Annotated in this window: 16 protein-coding genes; 7 read left to right on the forward strand and 9 right to left on the reverse strand. The window is 71.7% G+C overall.

Translation table 11 applies throughout. The features are described from left to right. Positions 1-72 precede the first annotated feature (72 nt). Complete coding sequence (locus BJ969_RS16715) at positions 73-630, forward strand: DUF4190 domain-containing protein (protein ID WP_184479831.1); 558 nt, start codon at positions 73-75, stop codon at positions 628-630. A 217-nt stretch (positions 631-847) separates the two neighbouring features. Here the strand turns inward: BJ969_RS16715 and BJ969_RS16720 are convergent, their stop codons facing one another. Together BJ969_RS16720 and BJ969_RS16725 are read right to left on the reverse strand one after the other, a co-directional pair. Then, entirely contained in the window at positions 848-2,032 is a 1,185-nt protein-coding gene (locus tag BJ969_RS16720) for an acyl-CoA dehydrogenase family protein (protein ID WP_184479832.1), read from the reverse strand. Positions 2,033-2,198: 166 nt separating this feature from the next. Beyond that, positions 2,199-4,472 carry a cytochrome P450/oxidoreductase gene (locus tag BJ969_RS16725; protein WP_184479833.1) on the reverse strand — a complete coding sequence of 758 codons (2,274 nt, stop codon included), beginning with the start codon at positions 4,470-4,472 and terminating at the stop codon, positions 2,199-2,201. Positions 4,473-5,120: 648 nt separating this feature from the next. On the opposite strand from BJ969_RS16725, the gene BJ969_RS16730 reads away from it, so the two are divergent. Continuing rightward, on the forward strand, positions 5,121-5,591 hold the full coding sequence (locus BJ969_RS16730; RefSeq protein ID WP_184479834.1) for a hypothetical protein: 471 nt from the start codon (positions 5,121-5,123) through the stop codon (positions 5,589-5,591). Then, complete coding sequence (locus BJ969_RS16735; protein WP_184479835.1) at positions 5,588-6,751, forward strand: FAD-dependent monooxygenase; 1,164 nt, start codon at positions 5,588-5,590, stop codon at positions 6,749-6,751. The genes BJ969_RS16730 and BJ969_RS16735 overlap by 4 nt, the downstream gene beginning before the upstream one ends. A gap of 307 nt (positions 6,752-7,058) precedes the next feature. Here BJ969_RS16735 and BJ969_RS16740 read toward each other — a convergent pair whose 3' ends face one another. The 5 genes from BJ969_RS16740 to BJ969_RS16760 are packed head-to-tail and all read right to left on the reverse strand — an operon-like array spanning position 7,059 to position 14,086. Further along, positions 7,059-8,342 carry an ABC transporter substrate-binding protein gene (locus BJ969_RS16740; RefSeq protein ID WP_184479836.1) on the reverse strand — a complete coding sequence of 428 codons (1,284 nt, stop codon included), beginning with the start codon at positions 8,340-8,342 and terminating at the stop codon, positions 7,059-7,061. Beyond that, positions 8,339-9,328, reverse strand: a complete 990-nt coding sequence (locus tag BJ969_RS16745; protein WP_184479837.1) for a hypothetical protein — start codon at positions 9,326-9,328, stop codon at positions 8,339-8,341. Before BJ969_RS16745 ends, BJ969_RS16740 begins: the two co-directional genes overlap by 4 nt. Beyond that, a complete protein-coding gene (locus BJ969_RS16750; protein WP_184479838.1) occupies positions 9,325-10,740 on the reverse strand; it encodes a VWA domain-containing protein in 1,416 nt (471 codons plus the stop codon). The genes BJ969_RS16745 and BJ969_RS16750 overlap by 4 nt, the downstream gene beginning before the upstream one ends. Positions 10,741-10,742: 2 nt before the next feature. Further along, positions 10,743-13,100 (reverse strand): serine/threonine-protein kinase, encoded by a 2,358-nt coding sequence (locus BJ969_RS16755; protein WP_184479839.1) that lies wholly within the window; start codon positions 13,098-13,100, stop codon positions 10,743-10,745. Beyond that, positions 13,097-14,086 (reverse strand): hypothetical protein, encoded by a 990-nt coding sequence (locus BJ969_RS16760; protein ID WP_184479840.1) that lies wholly within the window; start codon positions 14,084-14,086, stop codon positions 13,097-13,099. Before BJ969_RS16760 ends, BJ969_RS16755 begins: the two co-directional genes overlap by 4 nt. Before the next feature lie 680 nt (positions 14,087-14,766). Between BJ969_RS16760 and BJ969_RS16765 the strand changes: the two genes are divergently transcribed. Further along, positions 14,767-15,807, forward strand: a complete 1,041-nt coding sequence (locus BJ969_RS16765) for a C40 family peptidase (protein WP_343071448.1) — start codon at positions 14,767-14,769, stop codon at positions 15,805-15,807. A 201-nt stretch (positions 15,808-16,008) separates the two neighbouring features. Here BJ969_RS16765 and BJ969_RS16770 read toward each other — a convergent pair whose 3' ends face one another. Beyond that, a complete protein-coding gene (locus BJ969_RS16770) occupies positions 16,009-16,386 on the reverse strand; it encodes a PH domain-containing protein (protein ID WP_184479841.1) in 378 nt (125 codons plus the stop codon). Between the two features lie 157 nt (positions 16,387-16,543). Here BJ969_RS16770 and BJ969_RS16775 point away from each other — a divergent pair, with 157 nt between their 5' ends. After that, complete coding sequence (locus BJ969_RS16775; RefSeq protein ID WP_184479842.1) at positions 16,544-17,008, forward strand: MerR family transcriptional regulator; 465 nt, start codon at positions 16,544-16,546, stop codon at positions 17,006-17,008. Beyond that, positions 17,005-17,433, forward strand: a complete 429-nt coding sequence (locus BJ969_RS16780) for a carboxymuconolactone decarboxylase family protein (RefSeq protein ID WP_184479843.1) — start codon at positions 17,005-17,007, stop codon at positions 17,431-17,433. The genes BJ969_RS16775 and BJ969_RS16780 overlap by 4 nt, the downstream gene beginning before the upstream one ends. Here the strand turns inward: BJ969_RS16780 and BJ969_RS16785 are convergent. Beyond that, entirely contained in the window at positions 17,402-18,319 is a 918-nt protein-coding gene (locus BJ969_RS16785) for an alpha/beta fold hydrolase (protein ID WP_184479844.1), read from the reverse strand. The two genes, BJ969_RS16780 and BJ969_RS16785, sit on opposite strands and share 32 nt — an antisense overlap. Before the next feature lie 96 nt (positions 18,320-18,415). Here BJ969_RS16785 and BJ969_RS16790 point away from each other — a divergent pair, with 96 nt between their 5' ends. Further along, positions 18,416-18,895: a CGNR zinc finger domain-containing protein gene (locus BJ969_RS16790; RefSeq protein ID WP_184479845.1), complete on the forward strand. Its 480-nt coding sequence runs from the start codon at positions 18,416-18,418 to the stop codon at positions 18,893-18,895. The last annotated feature ends 27 nt before the right edge of the window (positions 18,896-18,922 follow it).

Below are 18,922 nucleotides of genomic sequence, written 5' to 3' on the forward strand. Positions count from 1 at the left end.
GGCGCGACACGGCGCCGCCGTCGGCGCACCCGGCGATCCACCGGGGTCCACTCAACGTGAAAGAGATTCGCCATGACGCATTCGCGCAGCTCACGTGGTTCACACCGCTCGAACAAGGAAGAGCGCCGGCCCGATGAGGTCGAGACGAACGAAAGGACCTCCTGGACCACCGGCTCACCCTCCGCCGGGGCTTCCGCCGGAGGGGCGTCCGCCGTCGGAGCGTCCGCCGTCGAGCGGCCCTCAGGCGAGGAACCCGCCGATCGGACGCGCGGCGATGACGCCCGGGCCGACCGCACGAACGGCACGGCAGAGCCGGTCAAGAACAGCCCCATGGCGGTGGCCGCCCTCGTGCTGGGGTTGCTGTCCCTGTTCTGCATCCTGGTCGGCGTGCTCGCACCGTTGGCGATCGTGCTCGGGATCGTCGCCATCGTGCTCGGCATCATCGGCCGCAAGAAGGGTTCTCAGCCGCAGCGGGCCGGTCAAGGCCTCGCCACCGCGGGCATGATCATGGGCATCATCGCGCTGGCCCTCGGCATCTTGGCCGGCATCGCCGTCATCATCGGCCTGTCGAACCCCGACATCATCGGCCCGGTCCAGGAGCAGATGAACAACGTGATGCCCCCCGGCTGACAGCAAGGCGTCAGTCGTCGTTAGTCCGGTCAGTGGCGAAGCCGCTGAGCAGCGACCACCAGAGCAACCGGCACTGCAGCGGGTTCTCAGTCGTCTTCTCGCGAGGACAGCTTTTTCCCTCGTGGCGGAGCCACTCGGGAAAAAGATCCCGCAGCGAGAAGACGACTGAGGTTCCGCCACCCGACCCCTGCCCAGGCCGAGAACAGCGACAAGGCCGTCAGGGGTTTTCGTGGAGGGTTAGGAATGTCCAGGTGGAGCCGGGGGCCAAGCCGCTGAGGGACTTGCCGCAGTTCTGCAGGACCACCGGTCCCGAGGTGATGTGCTGGGTACCGGCGTGCAGGTCGCGGAAGAACCGCTGCAGCGCTCCGCGGCGCAACGCCGCCGTGGCGGCCCACTTGTAGACGGTCTGCCCGACGGATTGCGCCGACCAGGTGGCGTTGTTCAACGCCAACCGGGTCAGGGTCTCCTGCTCGGCGGTGAGGAGTTCGCCGCGGACCAGGGTGGCCGCGTTGTCCGCCCAGACCTCGTGGACCCAGGCGCGCGCCGACCGCAACGCGCTCTCCGCCTCGGCGTATTCGGCGTGGAACTGGCCGGTGTCCACGGCGGCGTGGGGCTTGCCGGTCTTCTCGGCGGCCAGCACCTTCATCTCGTCGAGCATGCGGCGGCCCACGCCGAGCGCCCAACCGGCGTGGAAGAGGGAGGACATGTTCACCAATCCCGCGCGGTAGAGGGCGCCACCGTGCGGGTTGTCCGTGGTGGCCGCCTCGTAGACGTGGGAGCCGGGCACGAAGACGTCCGCGCAGCGGTAGTCGATGCTGCTGGTCGCGCGCAGCCCCATCACGTCCCAGTCGTCGATCTGCCCCACCTGGTCTTTCGGCAGGGTGCAGATGAGCGCCGCACCGGTCTGCTCGCACTGCGCGGCGGTGTGGACGTGGTCGGCCAGCGGCAGTCCCGAGGCGAAGTGCCAGCGGCCCGTGATGCGGTAGCCCCCGTCGACCCGCACGGCGGTGCCGGGTTTGGTCCCCTGGCCCGCGATCAACGCGTGGTCGCCGTTGCTCACGTCGGGGAACAGGTCGCGAGCCGCCTCCGCGCCGAGGTACGCGGCGGTCGTCCCGGTCACCATCTGCAGGGCCATCACCGACCAGCTCGCGGTGGAGTCGGCGTGCGCGAGGCGGGCTACGGAGTCGATGATCTGGTGCGGCGCGAACTCGTAGCCGCCCAGTTCGCGGGGGATGCAGACCCGGAAGACACCGGTGTCGCGCAGCGCCTCGACGACCACGTCGGTGAGGCGGCCCAGTTCCTCGGACCGTTCGGCGTTCTCGTCCAGCAGCGGGGCGATGGCGTCCAGCCGCCGCATGAGCGGTGCGTACTCGTCGCTGACGTTGATCCCGGCCTCGGCCATGCTCGTCCCTCCCGCGCAGAGGTGGTCCGGTCGCTGCGGTGCGCCTCGGGCCAGGCTAGGAGGCGGGAACGCGGCGTGCAGGCAGAACGGCGAATTCGCACCGCGTTTCGACGACGACCGCGCGGATCTCGTCAGTCCACAGTGGACTAAGACTAGGGGAATCCGCTCAGAGGCCGAGCCGCAACGTGGAGCCGCACGCCCGCGAGCAGCAGGTCATCATGCTGCGACCGGCGGCGCGCTCGGCCTTGGTCAGCACCCGGTCGCGGTGGCCGATCGCGCCGTCGAGCACCGCGACCTCGCAGGAACCGCACAGGCCCTCCTCGCAGTCGCTGGGCACGTCGACACCGGCCGCGCGCAGCGCGGACAGCAGCGTCCCGTTGGCGGGGACGGCGACGGTACCGCCGGAGTCGGCGAGTTCGACGTCGAACGCGTGCTCGCGGGCGGGGTCGAGGAGTGCCTCCACCGCACCGAAGTGCTCGACGTGCAGGGAATCCGCCGGCCAGTGCCGCATCGACTCCTCGATCGCGTCGAGCAGCCCTCGCGGTCCGCACGCGTAGACCTGCCCGCCCGGCACGGGTTCGGCGAGCAGCGCCGCGACGTCGAGCCGGTCGCCGCGCGCGTGCACCGTCAACGCGTCGCCGTGGTCTTCGCGGAGCCGGTCGAGGAACGCCATCGTCGTTTCGCCGCGCCCGCAGTAGTGGATCTCGTAGGTACCACCGGCGGCGCGGACCTGGTCGGCCATCGCGATGATCGGGGTGATGCCGATGCCACCGGCCACGAACACGTGACCGCCGGCGTCCGGGGCGAGCCGGAAGTGGTTGCGCGGCCCCCGGATCCGCAGCACCTGCCCTGCTTCGAGCCGGTCGTGCACGAATCGCGACCCGCCCCTGCTCCCGGGTTCGCGCAGCACGGCGATCCGGTACCGGTCCGGGTCGGCGGGGTCACCGCACAGCGAGTACTGCCGCGACAGCTCCCCCAGCTCGACGTCGATGTGCGCGCCGGGTGTCCAGCGCGGCAACCCGGAACCGGCCAGCGTCACCGAGACGACGCCGTCGGCGACCGGCTCGACGGCGTCGACCGTCACGGTTCGCGCGAGGGCGCGGCGGACCGGTTCCCCGATGCGCACCGGGTGCTCGCGGCCGAGCAGTCCGGGGTCGCGGCGCTCCGGGTTGGCCGCCGGGTCCCAGCGCACCCACAGGTGCTCCGGCCCGCGGAAGGACGTGTTGGGCAGGTACGTCAGCTCCCGGCCGGGCACCCGCTCCAGGTGCGGGAGCCGCTTGGTGAGCTCTTCCAGGAACACCTGCAGTTCCATCCGGGCGAGGTTCTTGCCCAGGCACTGGTGGCTGCCGTAGCCGAAGGTCAGGTGGTCCGCGGCGTTGTCGCGCCGGATGTCGAAGCCGTCCGGGTCGTCGAAGTGGCGTTCGTCGTGGTTGGCCGAGGAGTTGACGATGAGCAGCTTCGCGCCGCGCGGGATCGACACGCCCCCGATCTCCGCGTCGGCGGTCGCCACGCGCCGCCAGGCGGCGACCGATCCGTTGTGCCGCAGGCATTCCTCGACGGCGTTGGAGATGAGCGACGGGTCCGCGCACAGCTCGTCCCACGCGGAACGGTTCTCCAGCAACGACTTCACCGCGTTGGCCGCGGCGTTGGCCGTCGTCTCGTGCGCGGCGACGATCCCGGCCATCATCATCGAGTGCAGGTAGGAATCCGTGATGGTCTCGGGCATCTGCTGCTGCAACCGGATGCTGCACGGCATCCAGCCCGGCCCGGACGGGTCCGCCCGCAGCTTCGCCAGGACTTCGCCCGCGTACCGCCAGAAGTGTCCGACCGCGTCCGCCACCTCCACCTGCTGCTCCGGTGACGGGCGCCCCCAGGTGTTGACGGTGTGGGCGATCGAGTACTTCCGCAGCGTCGGCACGTCCTCCTCCGGCACGCCCAGGAAGTGCAGCGCGACGGTGAGGGTGACCTCCCAGAACATCTCGTCGACGAGGTCCGCTTCGCCCGCGTCGACGAACCGGTCGACGTACTCGCGGGCGAGCTCGCGCACCATCGGCTCGTGCTCCGCCAGCGCCTCGGGCGCGAAGGAGCCCATGAGCGCCCTGCGCCGCGGCTGGTGGGCGGGCTCGTCCTCGTTGACCAGCGTGCGGTCCATGGCGTAGCCGTGTTCGGCGAGCTTGCGGGTGGCCGCCGCCGAGACCGGGGTGATCTTCTCCAACGCGATCGACGGCGAGAACAGCACGTTGTCCCGGAACACCGCCCGCACGTCGGCGTAGCGGGTGATCACCCAGTAGCCGATCTCGGGACTGTAGAAGACCGGTTCCTCGTCGCGCGACCAGCGCAGCGAAGCCGGCGGATCGGCCTGGTACCGCTCGCCGAACGGGTCGAACGCCGCCGCGCCGGCCGAGACCGAGCGGGCGACGGGGCACGATCCTGCGCTCATGGTCGCCTCCGGAATTCCGCGCCGGTGACCCGTGCGCGCTTCGGATCCGTCATCGCACTCCTCGAAGGCTAGTGCGGCCCGCGGGAGCGGCCAAGCCCGGCGAAGCCGATCGGGACGCGCGGAGGCCGCTCCTCCGCCCTCGAAGAATCTCACGGCGAAACTGCTTTCGGAATTCAAATCCAGGGAGAGTCTTCCTTGCCTGCGAAATCACAATTCGCGCGCAACATCCTGCGGAAATGCATTCCACTGGACCGGCGGAACCAACATTCACTGCACCGAACAGACGCGATCACCGCCCGATTGAACCCGCGAATTGTGAACAAATTAGGACATCTCGCCAGAAAAGATTCCAGAAGTCCGATTCCGCTACGTTTTCGCAGCTCAGCGCCAATTTAAATAGGCGCTGCTCGACTCTTCATAAGCATGCTAATGTCTCGAACCGTCATCTCCGCACATCCGGATCGTGATCGAACGCGGGCGGCCGGAAAAACGCTCCGGGCGCAGCGAGACCACGTCCGCACACCCCGACTCAGGTACATGAAACTTCTGGACGACGCAGCTCCGGGCACGACCGAGAGCCCTTTCCGCATCCGCCGCACCTCGGCGGTTCCATCCGACACGGCGAAGTTCTCCTCACCGATCACGAGAATGCTGCTCAGCAGCGACGGGCTGACCACGACCCTGCTGGAGTCCTGCACCGGACGCCGAGTGCGCCTGCACCGCGCCGCCCACGCCGCGGTCGCCGCCCGCTCCGCACCGTCCGGGGCCGCGGGCCTGCTGGGCCTGGGGCCGGACGACGAGCTCGTGGTCCGGCGCTCGACGCTGGTCGTCGACGACGACCGGACGGTGTCGGTCAACCACGTGGTGGCGCGCACCGACCTCCCCGGCGCCGCATGCCTCACCGACCCGGCGACGCTGCTCGGATCCGCGTTGCACGCCGCCGGAACCGGATTCCGGCGCACCGTGCTCGACGTGGGCCTGCGCGACTGGGACGGCACGCCGGTGCGGCCCGCCGCGTTCAAGACCTACCTGCTCTGGCACCACGACGTCCCGGCCGTGGCCATCAGCGAACTGTTCAACCCCGAGATCATCCCCGCCTCGCAGGAGGCGGTCCGATGAGCCGCGTGCTGCGCACCACGGTCGCCATCGTCGGCGCGGGCCCGGCCGGACTGGTGCTCGCGAACGTCCTGCACCGGGCCGGGATCGACGCCCTCGTCATCGAGCGGCGCTCCCGCGAACAGGTGCGCGACCAGGCCCGCGCGGGACTGGTGGAACACCGGGTCGTGGAATACCTGCGGCGGTGGGGGCTCGCCGACCGGCTGCTCACCGACGGCACCTGGCACGGCTGGTGCGACGTCGTGGTCTCCGGCGAACGGATCCGGCTCGACTACGCGGCGCGCTCCGGGGGCGATCACCACTGCGTCTACCCCCAGCAGCTGCTGCTGCGCGACCTGCTCGCCGCGCTCGACGACGCCGACCGCACCCCGCTGTTCGACAGCGCCGTGCAAGACGTCGACCTCACGTCCGCGACGCGGGCGCGGGTCCGCTGCGCGGAGTTCGAAGTGGACGCCGACCGCGTGGTGGGGTGCGACGGCGCGCGCGGCGTCGTGTCCCGCTCGTTCCCGGGCAATTCCGGCGTCCAGCGCCGCTACCCGTACGACTGGCTGACGATGCTCGCCGACCTCACCGCACCCGTCGGAGGAATCCGCTACGCCGTCCACGAACGCGGCTTCGCGGGCATGATGCCGAGAGCGGGCCGGCAAGGGCGCCTGTACCTGGAGGTCCCCGCCGACGAGGACGTGGCGAGCTGGTCCGCCGCGCGACTGCGCGACGAGCTCGAGGTCCGGCTCGGCGACGACTCCGGCATCGTCGACATCGGCGAACCGGGCGTGCTGCGGATGCGCAGCAGCATCGCGCGAACCTCCCGGCACAAGCGGGCCTTCCTCGCCGGGGACGCGGCGCACGTCCTGACCCCGTCCGGCGCGAAGGGCATGAACCTCGCCATAGCCGACGCCGCGGACCTCGCCGACTCGCTCGTGCGGTTGTACCGGGACCACGACGCGACGGCTCTGGTCGGGTACCCGGACCGGAGGCGGACCCAGGCGCGCGACGCGCTCAGGTTCTCCGAAGACCTGTTGCAGCTGCTCCACCTCCCGCCGGACGCGGCGGACCCGGCGGCCGAACTCCGCACCCGCCGAGCTCGGGCCCACCGCCTCAGCCGCCCGACGCCGGAGGCTGAGCGGTTCGCCCGCACCTACGTAGGCTCCGGACGACTGTGAGGTCCCTTTCGGGTCCTTTCAGGGAACGACCTGCGTAGCCGGTCGCTCAGCGGAACCTCAGCGGCCTTCTCGCTGCGGGATCGATTTCTGATGTATGCCATGCACGGCTAAATCGCTGTCCTCGCGAGAAGGCCGCTGAGAACCCGCCGGTGGTCGGCCTGCTCAAGCTGGTCACTGCTCAGCGGCTTCGCCGCTGACAAGACGAAGATCACCGGCGTCGCTCACCTGGAGCGTCGAGATCAAAGACAGGACAACGATCAGAAGATCATGCTGAAGCGGCCCCCAAGAGGAGCGGAATCGGTGCCGGTCAGCCTCCGCAGGCGCGGTCGGTGAACTGGTGCTTCGGTAGTTGTGCGCGGATCCGGTCTAGGGCGTGCAGCAGCGCGTCCAAGCGGGTCGGGTCGCTGAGGTGCTCCAGCACCGCGCGCTGGAAGGCGTCCCGCATCGGTGACGGCATCAGGTCGGAACCGTCCAGGCACAACCGGTCCCGGCCGTCGGTGAGCACGGCGGCGATGCGGCGCCCGGACGGCGTGCGGTAGGCATCGGCGGGCACCGCGGAGTTCGCCGAGAAGGCCTCCCCTGCCGCCCAGATCTCCTGCGCCCGCCGGGAAACCAGGAACCGGATCAGCTCGCGGGCCTGCGGGGTGTCGCGGAACATCCCGGCCACGTCGGCCGACACCTCCCAGGTCCCGGCGGAGTCGGGGTGTTCCGGCGTGAAACCGGGGAATCGGGCGAAGTCCGCCTCCGGTTCGCCGCGCGCCGCGTGCACACCGGCCATGAACGAACCCTGGTGCTCCAGCAGGCATTGCGGCGGGTCGGCGGACATCGGGCGGGACGCGTCCTGGAATTCCGTGAGCAGCGCGGCGATCCGCCCACCGCGCACCTGGCCGGAGCCGGCGAACCGCTGCCAGGTCTCCCACGCCTGCCGGACCTGCGGGGAGGTCCACGGCAGCTCACCGGCGATCCACTGGCGGTAGACCTCCGGCCCGGACTGCCGCAGCAGCAGGTCCTCGATCCAGTCCGTGCCGGGCCAGCCGGAGGTGGCGGAGGCGGACATGCCCACGCACCACGGCGCCATGCCCGACTCGCGCAGCGATCGGCTCAGCTCGTCGAGTTCCGCCGCGTCGCTCGGCGGCGGGACACCGGGCGGGAACCAGATCATGCTCTTGAGGTTCACGTGCACCGGGACCGCGCGGATCGGTCCGCCGCCGACGCGCGCCAGGTCCTGCCACTGGCGGCTGTGCTCCGCGGTCCAGCCGCGGTCCAGCACGTCGTCGAGCGGTTCGAGCCGGTCGCCGTAGCGCGGCAGGTCGCCGATGCTGGGCAGCACCGCCACGTCCGGCGGCGTGCCGTCGCGCAATCCCGACGACAGCACCTCCCCCAACGCGCGGGTGCCCTGGAAGTCCACCCGGATACCGGTCTGCGCGGTGAACTCGTCGAGCGCCCTGGTGAACTCGGCCTGCTCCCGGCCGGTCCACGGGCCGAGCACGGTCACGCTGCCCGCCGTGCCGGGAATCCGGCATCCGCCGAGCACGGCCAGCAGCACCACCAGGACCGAGCAGCAGACCGCCGCGCGCGCTGTTCGCCTCATCGCGACCGGTATCCGTACTCGTCGATGCGGGCGGCGAGACCGAGCTGCACCAGCAGCGCCGCGGCCACCGCCAGCACCGGGATCGCCCACAGCAGCGCGGCGTCCGCTCCCACCTCCACCGCGCCGGCCCCGGCGTCGACGGGGCCGGGGAACCGCGCCGCCCAGCGCTGCACTGTGACCCCGCAGGCGGCGAGATCGTGCGGGCACTGCTCGGTGAGCACGCCCAGCACCGCGTCCCGGTAGCCGAGGTCGTCGTACCAGGTCCGGTTCGTCCACTGCTCGGCCAGCGGTTCCAGGCGGGCCCGCGTGACCAGGATTCGGGAGGCGAGCTCGGCGAGTCCGGCCGCGCACGCCGTGGCCAGCACCAGCGGCGGGTTCAGCACCCGCCGGAACCGCCGCGCCAGCTGCACCTGCACGACCACCAGCAGCACCAGCAGCAGCACCGCGGGCACCAGCCACAGCACGATCGTCACCACCCGAGCCTCGGCGGCCCGCAGGTATTCGGCGCGCAGCACGTCGAGCTGGAACAGCACTCCCTCGCCCGGCCGGTCCAGCAGCAGCGTCGCGTTCCACAGGTACGTGGTGCCCAGCGGGGAAGCCTGGTCCTCCCGGAAACCGGTGGCGGCGAGGTCCATCTCCGCGCCGTAGGAGGCGAGCAGGCCCTGCGCGACCTCCAGCCGGGACGGATCGACGTCCGGCAGCCCGGTCTGGGCGACCTCGGTGAGGTGCCGCTGCGCGATGGCCAGCTGGGTGCGGTACTCCTCGCCGGGCCCGGACAGCAGCACCTCGCCGGAGCGGATGCCCTCCACCGCTCCCCGGTGCGCGTCGACCAGCGCTTCCCGCGCGGCGAGCACTTCCCCGGCCGCGGGCAGCGCGGTGTGCACGCGGTGGAACGACCACGCGGAGAACACCGCCGTGAGCCCGATCAGCACCAGCAGCGCGGTCCGCCAGCGGCGCAGGTCGCGCATCGTCGTGGACGCCGTCATCGCCCGCTCCCGGTGCCGAACCGGTGCCCGCACTCGCAGAACCGCGCGTCGCCGGGGTTGCGGCGATCGCACTCGGGGCACCGCCGTTGCGGGCCCGCCGCGGCGGGCGACTCCGCGCGCCGCGGGCCTCGGGTGGAGATGTTGGATCCGACGGCGGCGTTGAGGAAGTCCACCCGCCGCAGGTCCGGGCGCACCGCGACCACGCCGCCCGCGGCGTCGCGGATCTGCACCAGCCGCCGCAGCCGGGCCAGCACGTCCTCGTTGCCGGAGCCGTGGGCCAGCACCACCGCCCGCGCCCAGTGCCGCCGCGTGCCCTCGGCGTCGCCGCGGTCGAACGCGTCGCACCCGGCGAGCACGGCCGCGTTCAGGTCGGCCTGACCGGTGTAGTGCGCCACCAGCGGGTCGACGTGGCTGGACCGCTGCGGATCGTCGGTCCAGTGCACCAGCACCGGCACCGGCGGGCCCGCTTCGCCGCCGTCGTCCGCGCGCACCGCCTGCACCACCGCGATCTGCAGGTCCTCGGCCATCGGTTCCCCGTCGTGGCGCAGTTCCACTGCCAGTTGGTACTCGCGGACCTCCCCCGACGCCCAGGCGCCGGTGCGGAACTCGGCGATGCGCTCGCCGCGGGACGTCGGCTGGAGCTCCAGCTCGGCCGGGAACGCCTGCTTGACGAAGCGCAGCCGCGAACCGGGCAGCGCGGTGACCCGGATCAGCAGGTCCGGCAGCACCTTCGCCATCGCCGCCCGGACCAGCCGCCGGAAGTCGTCGGCCAGTTCCGCTTCGACGCGCACCGAATCGGCTCCGCCGCGCAGCGCCGACGCGATGCGGCGCAGCTCGTCCGGGCGCCAGTCCTGCCCGATCCCCCTCGCGTCGCAGACGAAGTGCCCGGCGCACTCGCGCAGCGCGCGGTCCAGCACCGCGACGCTCTCGCCCTCGTTGTGGCCGTCGGTGAGCAGCAGCGCGTGCCGGACCGCGCCGACGTGCCCGGCCAGCAGCCGATCGGCCAGCTTGAGCCAGCCGCCCATCGCCGTGCCGCCGCCCGCGTACAGCCGGGACACCGCCGCGGTGGCCTCGTCGCGGGTCCGCGCGTCCATCCGGGCCAGTTCGGGGCTGCGCGGATACGCCATCCGGGCGCGGTCGGTGCCCTGCACCACGGCGAACAGCACCCCGTCGGGCAGCGCGTCGAGCGCGCCGATCGCGGCCCGGCGCGCTTCGGTGATCTTGGTGGGCGGCGTGCTCATCGAACCGGAGCAGTCCACCAGCAGCACCTCCGCGGAATCCCTCGCCGGGCCGAGCTCACCGGCCGCGACGGTGAGCACCGCGTGCATCCGCGAGTCCGATGTGGACAGATACTTCTGCTGGCTCAGCCGCAAGTGCACCGCGGCCCCCATCGCATCCCCCCGCTCCGCCACCGTCACCACCACGTCCTCGGCCGCACGCCGTTGGCCAGGTCGACCAGCGCCGCGTGCGCGTCCGCTCGCCCGGCCTGCCCGGCGAGCCTGCGGATCGAGTTCTCCAGCAGCGCGCGCAACGAGCGGACGTCCGGGTTCGCGCCGAGCACGGCACCGGCGGGCAGCCGCACCGGTTCCCGACCGGCTCGGGCGAGCGCGACCTCCCGCAGCGACGCGGTCAGCCGGGCCCGGCCCGCGCCGTCCGGCTCACCGCCGTCCAGCGCCAGCGCGTCCAACCGGCGCACCGCGTCGGCGAGGTCGTCGACGCCGGGCGGCTCCCCGCCGCGGAGGCGACCGGCCCGCACCCGGAACGCGGCCACCCGGGACTCCTGCGCGTGGCGGCATTCCGGCGGCACGTCGTCCAACGCCTCCACCGCGCGGTCGCGCGCGCCGTCGGCGAGCGCCAGCCGGGCGAGGCCGAACGCGGCGGTCGCGGTCCGGCGGTCCTGCGGCCACGCGGCCTCGTACGCGGCCCGCGCCTCGGTCGCGTCGCCCTCGTGCTCGGCGCAGAACGCCAGCGCCAGCTTGGGAACCAGCTCGCCCGGCAGTGCGTCGCGCACCGCGGTGAACTCCCGCCGGGCCGCGGGCACGTCTTCCCTGGCGAGCGCCAGCAGGCCGCGGAAGTGCGCGGGCCGCCAGTCCGGCGCGTGCTGATCGGCCTGCTCGGCCGCCGCCAGGCGGGATTCCGCCGCGTCGGGCTCGCCGAGCCGGATCAGCGCGCGGCAGGCTCGCAGGTGGATCTCGGGGGACTCGCGCTCGGACGCGTCGAGTGCGGCGAGCAGTTCGCGAGCATCGGTGGTGACCAGCGCGGCGAGGTAGCCGGCCTCCGGGTCGTCGGCGCGCACCAGCGGCGCGGGCAGCGCGGCGGCGGCTCCGGCGGGCGAGGGCCTGCCGTCGTCGAGTTCCACCGCCAGCTGGGCGAGCGTGCGCGCACCGGTCCACCGCCGCAGCGGCGGGATCGAGCCGAGCCCGTTGTCGAGCAGCGCGAGCGGGTCCTCGAACAGCCGGGACGGGCTGGGGCGCAACGACATCCCGCGCAGCGCGAGGATCTCCCGCAGCACGCCGCGCAGCTGCTCGCCCATGTCCGCGGCCGTGGTGAACCGCTGTTCGAACGGCCCGGTGGCGCGGGCGAGCACGCGGCGGAAGGACGCCACCCCGCAGGCGTCGCCGGAATCCGGCTCCTCGACCGGGCCCGGCTCGGCCTCACCCGCTGCGGTCTCCGAGCTCCCGTTCCGACCGGCACCGGCCGCCTGCCGCCGCGTGCCCGGCGACCAGGACTCCTCCGTCACGTGGAACAAGGTCTCCAAGGTCCGCCCGACCGTGTGCAGGTCGGAGCGGATCGTCAACCCGTGCAGCTCGCGTTCCTCGTCGGACACCTGGTAGCCGCGGGTGCCGACGACGAGACCCTCCTGGTCGTCGATCCCGCGCACCGCGCCCAGGTCGATCACCTTCAGCCGGTTGGTGCTGCGGATGACGTTGCCCGGTTTCATGTCGCAGTACAGCAACCCCGCGGCGTGCAGGTGCTCCAGCGCCGCCAGGATCTCCAGCCCGTAGGCGATGACGTGCTCCACCCGCAGCTCGCCGTGCCGGGCCCGCGCCGCCGGATCGTTCTTGAGCTGCGCGAGCGACGGGCCGCCGACGTGCTCCATCACCAGGTAGTCGACGGGCTCGCCGGAGACCGGGTCGGGATGCTGCACGAAGTCGTAGATGCGCACGATGTTCGGGTGGTCCAGCCTGGTCAGCGCGGTGCGCTCGTTGGCCACCAGCTCGCGGGCCCGCCGGTCCCGGCTGTTGATCAGTCCTTTGAGGACCACGTAGGTGTCGTCCAGGTTGCGCGCCTTGGCGAGGTAGACCCAGCCGAGCCCGCCGCGCTGCAACGGCCCGACCACTTCGTAGCGGTCGGCGAGCAGATCCCCCGCCACGAGCTTCAGCGAGTACGAGTACCGCGCACCGCACTGCCCGCAGACTCCGTCCAGCAGCGGCGGCTGTCCCTCGTAGGTCCGCGCGACGGGATGGCCGCACTCGGCGCAGACCCGGCTCGCCTCCGGCACTTCCGCGTTCGCCAGCACCAGGCTCGACGGGTCCGGCAGCTCGAACACCGGCAGCGACAGCAGATCACCGCTGACCCACGCGCCGCCGTCGCTCTCGCGCGGCCCGCTCGCGGAGCTCGGCGCGACCGCTCGTTCCGCTCGTTCCGCTCGTTCCGCTCGTTCCGCCCGGGTCGGCGGGGCGGCGGGCGAAGGGCGGCGACCGCAGCGATCGCAGAACCCGGTCGCCACCACGGTTCCGCCGCATCCCGGCCGGTCGCAGGGGGCGGTCATGCCGGACCGATCCGCGCGCGCACGGCCGTTCCGTAGCCGCGCACGAGTTCTCCGGCCGCGTCCAGATCGCAGGGTCCCCGCCACAACGCGTCGTGCGAGCGCCGGTACGGCTCGTCCAGCCCGACGTCCTCCACGAAGCCGTGGTCGATCGCCTGCGCCCGGTAGGCCTCCAGCAGCCCGCGCAGGTCGTCGCGCCGCTCCAGCAGGGAGTCCAGTTCGCCGCGCCGCTCCCGCAGCAGGCGCGAGGTCTCCGCCACGTCGGCTTCGGCTCGGGCGAGCCGCCGCGCCCGCGCCTCCGGCGCCATGCCCGGGTCGTCCGTCCGCAACCCGGTGACCACGAGCCGCAGCGCGATGGCGCGGTCCGGGACCGCGGGCGCCCCGGCGATCCTGCCCGCGACGTGCGCGCGGTGGCGGTGCAGCGCGTTCTCCCGCTGCGCGAGTTCGTCGACGGCCCGCGCCAGCAGGTCCAGCCGGGCCCGGAAGACCTCCGGGTCCGCGTCCTGCTCCGGCCACAGCTCCCGCGCCACCCGCAGCGCGGCGGAGGAACCGCTGCGGAACCCCAGCACCAGGCGGATGCCGCTGTTCGCCACGGGCGCGAGCACTTCGCGCAGCACCCGCTCCGGTTCGGACGCCTCGTCGATGCCGTCCAGGACGAGGGTGCGCGGTTCGGCCTCATCCAGTGGGGGCGTTTCGGGCTTCGGCGGTCGGGGCTCGGAGTCCGACCGCACCCGATCGAGGGCGTCGCCGATCTCCGCCCGCGCGTCGCTCGACGTGCGTCCGGCCATGTTCAGCGGCCGTTCGCGCACCGGGTTTCCGTCGCGCAGCACGCCGAACCCGCCGGTGACGAACAGGTAGACGTCGCGGTGCACGTGCACGTCGCCCGCGACGCGGCCCGCCTGCACCACGTTCCCGGCCTCGCCCCGGACCTGGTTGCGCACCGCCTCCGCGGGCCGCGCACCCGTCTCCGGCGTCCGTCGCTCCCCCACGTCGCGCTTCACCCCTTCATCGGAGATCGCTTCGAACGATACTCCGAGTGCACGGATGATCACCGCTGGTCGCGCCGCGCCGCGCTGGGCCGCGCGGCCGCATCACCTGATCCGATCAACGCAGCGGCCGATCGGGGCGGTGTTCGATCACCGGACCCGCCTCGGACGCGGCCGAACGAGCGACGCCCACTCCCCGATCGGCCCCTCGTCCGGCCGGGCCGGAATTACGCCGGGCACGGGGAGAATCCGCCGCAATGCGGGCTGTCCTCCGATATCGACGCCGAATTCCCCCGGCCGCTTTCGAAGAGCACCACTCAGCCGCAGCGACCGTATCGGGGAGTCCCGAAGATCGACCTCGGTTCCCGTGTGCGCACAACTGATCGCACAACGTCGCCACCGAATCCGCGCGGTAATCGGCGCACGGCCGCAAGTCCTGTAACGGCAACGGAAATCGCTGATCACAGCGCCGCGAAAGCGTTGTGCGGAATGCCACTCCGCACTGGTGGACCACGTGCTCGCGTGGTGCGTAGCCTGTGCCGCGGTTTCGCGGTGATCAGCCATCCGGCAGGGGGCTCCGCGAATCGCACCGAATCGGTGGGCGGCCTCGTCGAGGCGATCGTTCATCCGAGCCTCGGCCCTTCGCGGGCCGATGTGCCGGTGTCAGCGGCAAAAGGAGTTGTGTGCGTTCAGCGTCGTCGTCCAAGTTGAAGCGTTCGATGGGCGGAGCCCTCGCGGCCACGGTGGTCGCCACCGCCGTCGGCGTGTCCGCTCCACCGGCCGTCGCGCAGCCGCCGGGCAACGCGTCGGACGCCCAGAAGCAACTCAAGGAGCTGGGGCGCCAGGCCGAGGAACTCACGGAGACGTACAAGAAGGCGCAGGACGACCACGCCAAGCGGCGGGGCGAGCTGGACCAGGCGAACGCCGACAGCGACCAGGCCGGCCGGGTCGCCGGCCAGGCCCGTGCCGATGAGCAGCGGTTCCGCAGCGGGGTCGACCGGCTGGTGCACGCGTCCTACCAGGGCGCTCGGCTGAACAAGCTCTCCGCGCTGCTGGTCAGCGAGTCGCCGGACGACTTCCTGGACCGGTCCTCGGCGCTGGACGTGCTGGCCAAGGACAACAACGACGCCGTCAAGGCGCTGGCCGGGGCGACCCACCGCGCGGAAGGCGCCGAACGCCAGGCCCAGGACGCGCGCGGGCGCGCGGAGACCGCGGCGGCGGAGGCCGCTCGCATCGAAGGGGAGATCGCGGGCAAGAAGGACGCGATGGACGCCCAGGTCGCGAAGGTCAAGGAGCAGTACGACAGCCTGAGCGAGCAGGAGCAGGAATCGATGTCCGGCGGCAGCTCGGTCGGCTCGCTGCTCGGTTCCGGCACCGCGATCGAGGCCGTCAACGCCGCGCTGAGCAAGCAGGGCTCCCCGTACGTGTTCGGGGCCAAGGGGCCGCAGCAGTTCGACTGCTCCGGACTCGTCGCGTGGTCCTTCCGCCAGGCCGGGGTGTCGCTGCCGAGCTCGACGCAGTCGCAGATCTCGGAGGGCAAGAAGGTCTCCCAGAGCGAGATGAAGCCCGGCGACGTGATCTTCTTCTACAGCTCGGGCAGCCACAACGGCATCTACATCGGCAACGGCAAGATCGTGCACGCCCCGACCGAGGGCCAGGACGTCACCGTCGAAGAGGTCGAGTACATGGGCCAGGTCAACAGCGTCCGCCGCTTCGCAGGCTGACCCGGCCCGCCGGGTCGACGGCCCCCGAGCAGCGGAACGCGGAACGCTCCGCCGCCCCCGAGGAATCCGCGCAGGGTGATCGTTCGATCTTTGTCCTGTCAGCGGCGAAGCCGCTGAGCAGCGAAGCCGCTGAGCAGCGACCAGGCAGAGCAGAACGACCTCCGGCGGATTCTTCTCGCGAGGACAGCGATTTCGCCGGCGTCAGCCCGCGGCGTAGGTGCTCATGAGGGCCTGCACCTCGTAGACGTCGACGCCCTTGCCGAACTGCTTCACGATCGGCTCGACAGCGCCGGAGAGCCAGATCTTCAGCTCCGCGTCGAGGTCGAAGGTTCCCGCGGTCTCGACGGAGAAGTGGGTGATGCTGCGGTACGGGATCGAGTGGTACTCGATCTTGCGACCGGTCATCCCCTGCTTGTCGACGAGGATCAGGCGCCGGTCGGTGAAGATGAACGAGTCCCGGATCAACTGGTACGCGGCGTGGACGACTTCCCCCTGCGCCAGCAGGCGCCCGAACTCCTTGGCCGCCGCACGCGGATCGATGCTCGACGCGTTGCCCATCATGCCGCCGAATAAGGCCATTCCCACTCCCCTGCCGATCTGCGCTCCTGGAGATCACGGTACCGAAGCCCCGCCCCGGGGAGCCGTGATCCGGCACCTCGGCAGGTGCGCTGAGTGGGGACGCGGCTCGATCGCGTCCTTGCGTTCGAGTGCGCTCACACCTCTACCGTCGGCCGGGATGGAACAAGACGAGGCACTGCGTCAGGCCCTGCGCCTGGCGGTGGATCCGCCCGGTGGGGTCTCGATCGAGGCTCTGCGTGAGCTCGCGCGGGATGACGACGCGACCGAGTGGGACATCGCCACAACGGCCAAGCACCTCGGGGTGAATCCCCACACACTGCGGTACTACGAACGCATCGGCCTGGTTCACGTCGCCCGTGATGCAGCCGGTCACCGCCGCTACGACGCGCCCGCGGTGCGCAGGCTGGTGTTCCTGACCCGGATGCGCACCTCGGGCATGCCGATCAGCGACCTGCGCCACTACATCGGCCTCGTCGACGCCGACCAGGACACCGTGTCCGAGCGCATGGACATGTTGCTGGAGCACCGCGACACCGTGCGGGCCCAGATCGCCCAACTGCAGCTCGCCCTCGCCACCACCGAGTACAAGATCGCTACCTACCAGGAAGTGCACCAGCTATGACGAATCCCGCCTCGCAGCACGACATCAACAGTCCCGGCAACCTCGCCCGCCGCCGTCACGGGCAATCGGTCCTATCCGAGATCGACGGGCAGCAGGGCGAGGCCGTCATCGACTCGCTCGCCGACATCAACCCTGCCCTCGCACACCACGTCGCCGCGTTCGCCTTCGGAGACATCTATGACCGGCCCGGCCTCGACGCCCGCAGCCGCCAGCTGGTCACCCTCGGCGTCCTGACCGCGCTGGGGGGATGCCAACCGCAGCTCAGGGTCCACCTCGGCGCCGCCCTCAACGTGGGCATCAGCCGCGAGGAGATCACCGAAGCGCTCCTGCACGCCGCCGTGTACTGCGGCTTCCCCCGAGCCCTGAACGCGACCTTCACCGCCCGCGAGGTCTTCACCGAGCGGGACGACCCGCCCGCGAGCTGATCCGCTCCGTCCCGTGACCACGGCCCAGGACCCTGCCGAGGAAACCGCGGAGGTACCCCGCCACGACGTCCAAGTGGCTCTCCAGCAGGAAATGTCCGCCGTCGATCAGGTGCACCTCCGCATCCGCGGCGTCGCGGGCGAAGGCGCGGGCGCCGTCCGGGCCGAAGATCTCGTCGTTGCGGCCCCACACCGCGAGCACCGGAACCCCGCTGGTGCGCAGGAATTCGTGCAGCAGCGGGTAGAGCGGCCGGTTGTTCGGGTAGTCGCGGAACAGCGCCAGCTGGATCTCGTCGTTGCCCTCGCGGGAGAGGAGGGCGACGTCGTGCTCCCAGGTGTCGGGACTGACCACGCTCGGGTCGGGCACGCCGTGCAGGTACTGCCAGCGGACGGCGTCGATGCCCAGCGCCGCGCGCACCGGCGGTTCCGTGCCGGGGCCGGGGTTCGCCGCGTACGCCCAGACGTCGTTCCAGAACGACTCGACGAACCCGTCCTCGTAGCCGTTGCCGTTCTGGGTGACCAGCGCGGTGATCCGCTCGGGGTGCTCCAGCGCGAGCCGCCACCCGATGGGTGCGCCGTAGTCCTGGACGTAGAGGGCGTATCGCTCCAGCCCCAGCCGGTCGAGCAGCCCGGAGGTGATCCGGGCGAGCGCGTCGAAGGTGTAGTCGAACTCCTCGGGCGCGGGGGTGGCGGAGCGGCCGAAGCCGAGGTGGTCCGGGGCGATGACGTGGTGGTCCCGAGCCAACAGCGGGATGAGCTCGCGGAACATGAACGAGCTCGTCGGGTAGCCGTGCAGCAGGACGATCGCGGGAGCGTCGGCCGGGCCGGCTTCGCGGTAGAAGATCTCGTGGCCGTCGACGAGGGCGGTCCGGTGTTGCACCGAGTTCATTTCTAACCCCTTCATGCTCTTTATCTGGTTATCTCCGTCATGCAAGCACGACATGAGCTAACCTGTCAAAACGATCGAACAGGTTAGAGGAGGCTCGTGGACACACTGCTCGACCTGCTCAACAGCAGGCCACTGATCAACGGCGTGGAACAGGACGAGCTCGGCGACCCGGATTCCGGCAGGCGCTGGGCACGGGAGCACGGAGGCGACGGGACGCTCGCGGAACTGGCGCTGCTGCGCGAGGCGCGGGACGCACTGCGGGACGTGGTGTGCGCGACGGCCTCGCCCGAAGCGCTGCGCCCGCTGCTCGACGGGGTCCACCAGGTACCGGAGATCACCCCCGAGGGCCTGCGGTGGACGGTCGAGACGCCCCCGCACGCCCGGCTCGCGGTGGCGGCGGTGCTCGCCTGGGCCGACGCCGAGCAGCGCCTGCCCGGCAGGTTGCGCCCCTGCGCCAACGGCGATTGCCGGCTGTTCCTGCTCGACCGCAGCCGCGCCAACCGCGCTCGCTGGTGCTCGATGGCCACCTGCGGCAACCGCGAGAAGGCGCGCCGCCACTACGAGCGCACCCGGTGACCGGAAACCGGATCGTCACGACGGCGG

It is taken from the genome of Saccharopolyspora gloriosae (assembly GCF_014203325.1).
In the GTDB taxonomy this organism is placed as follows: Bacteria; Actinomycetota; Actinomycetes; order Mycobacteriales; family Pseudonocardiaceae; genus Saccharopolyspora_C; species Saccharopolyspora_C gloriosae.

Coding starts and splice junctions, on each gene's coding strand:
- BJ969_RS16715 (WP_184479831.1), top strand. CDS start 73: ATGACGCATTCGCGCAGCTCACGTGGTTCACACCGCTCGAACAAGGAA.
- BJ969_RS16720 (WP_184479832.1), bottom strand. CDS start 2,032: ATGGCCGAGGCCGGGATCAACGTCAGCGACGAGTACGCACCGCTCATG.
- BJ969_RS16725 (WP_184479833.1), bottom strand. CDS start 4,472: ATGAGCGCAGGATCGTGCCCCGTCGCCCGCTCGGTCTCGGCCGGCGCG.
- BJ969_RS16730 (WP_184479834.1), top strand. CDS start 5,121: ATGCTGCTCAGCAGCGACGGGCTGACCACGACCCTGCTGGAGTCCTGC.
- BJ969_RS16735 (WP_184479835.1), top strand. CDS start 5,588: ATGAGCCGCGTGCTGCGCACCACGGTCGCCATCGTCGGCGCGGGCCCG.
- BJ969_RS16740 (WP_184479836.1), bottom strand. CDS start 8,342: ATGAGGCGAACAGCGCGCGCGGCGGTCTGCTGCTCGGTCCTGGTGGTG.
- BJ969_RS16745 (WP_184479837.1), bottom strand. CDS start 9,328: ATGACGGCGTCCACGACGATGCGCGACCTGCGCCGCTGGCGGACCGCG.
- BJ969_RS16755 (WP_184479839.1), bottom strand. CDS start 13,100: ATGACCGCCCCCTGCGACCGGCCGGGATGCGGCGGAACCGTGGTGGCG.
- BJ969_RS16770 (WP_184479841.1), bottom strand. CDS start 16,386: ATGGCCTTATTCGGCGGCATGATGGGCAACGCGTCGAGCATCGATCCG.
- BJ969_RS16775 (WP_184479842.1), top strand. CDS start 16,544: ATGGAACAAGACGAGGCACTGCGTCAGGCCCTGCGCCTGGCGGTGGAT.
- BJ969_RS16780 (WP_184479843.1), top strand. CDS start 17,005: ATGACGAATCCCGCCTCGCAGCACGACATCAACAGTCCCGGCAACCTC.
- BJ969_RS16785 (WP_184479844.1), bottom strand. CDS start 18,319: ATGAACTCGGTGCAACACCGGACCGCCCTCGTCGACGGCCACGAGATC.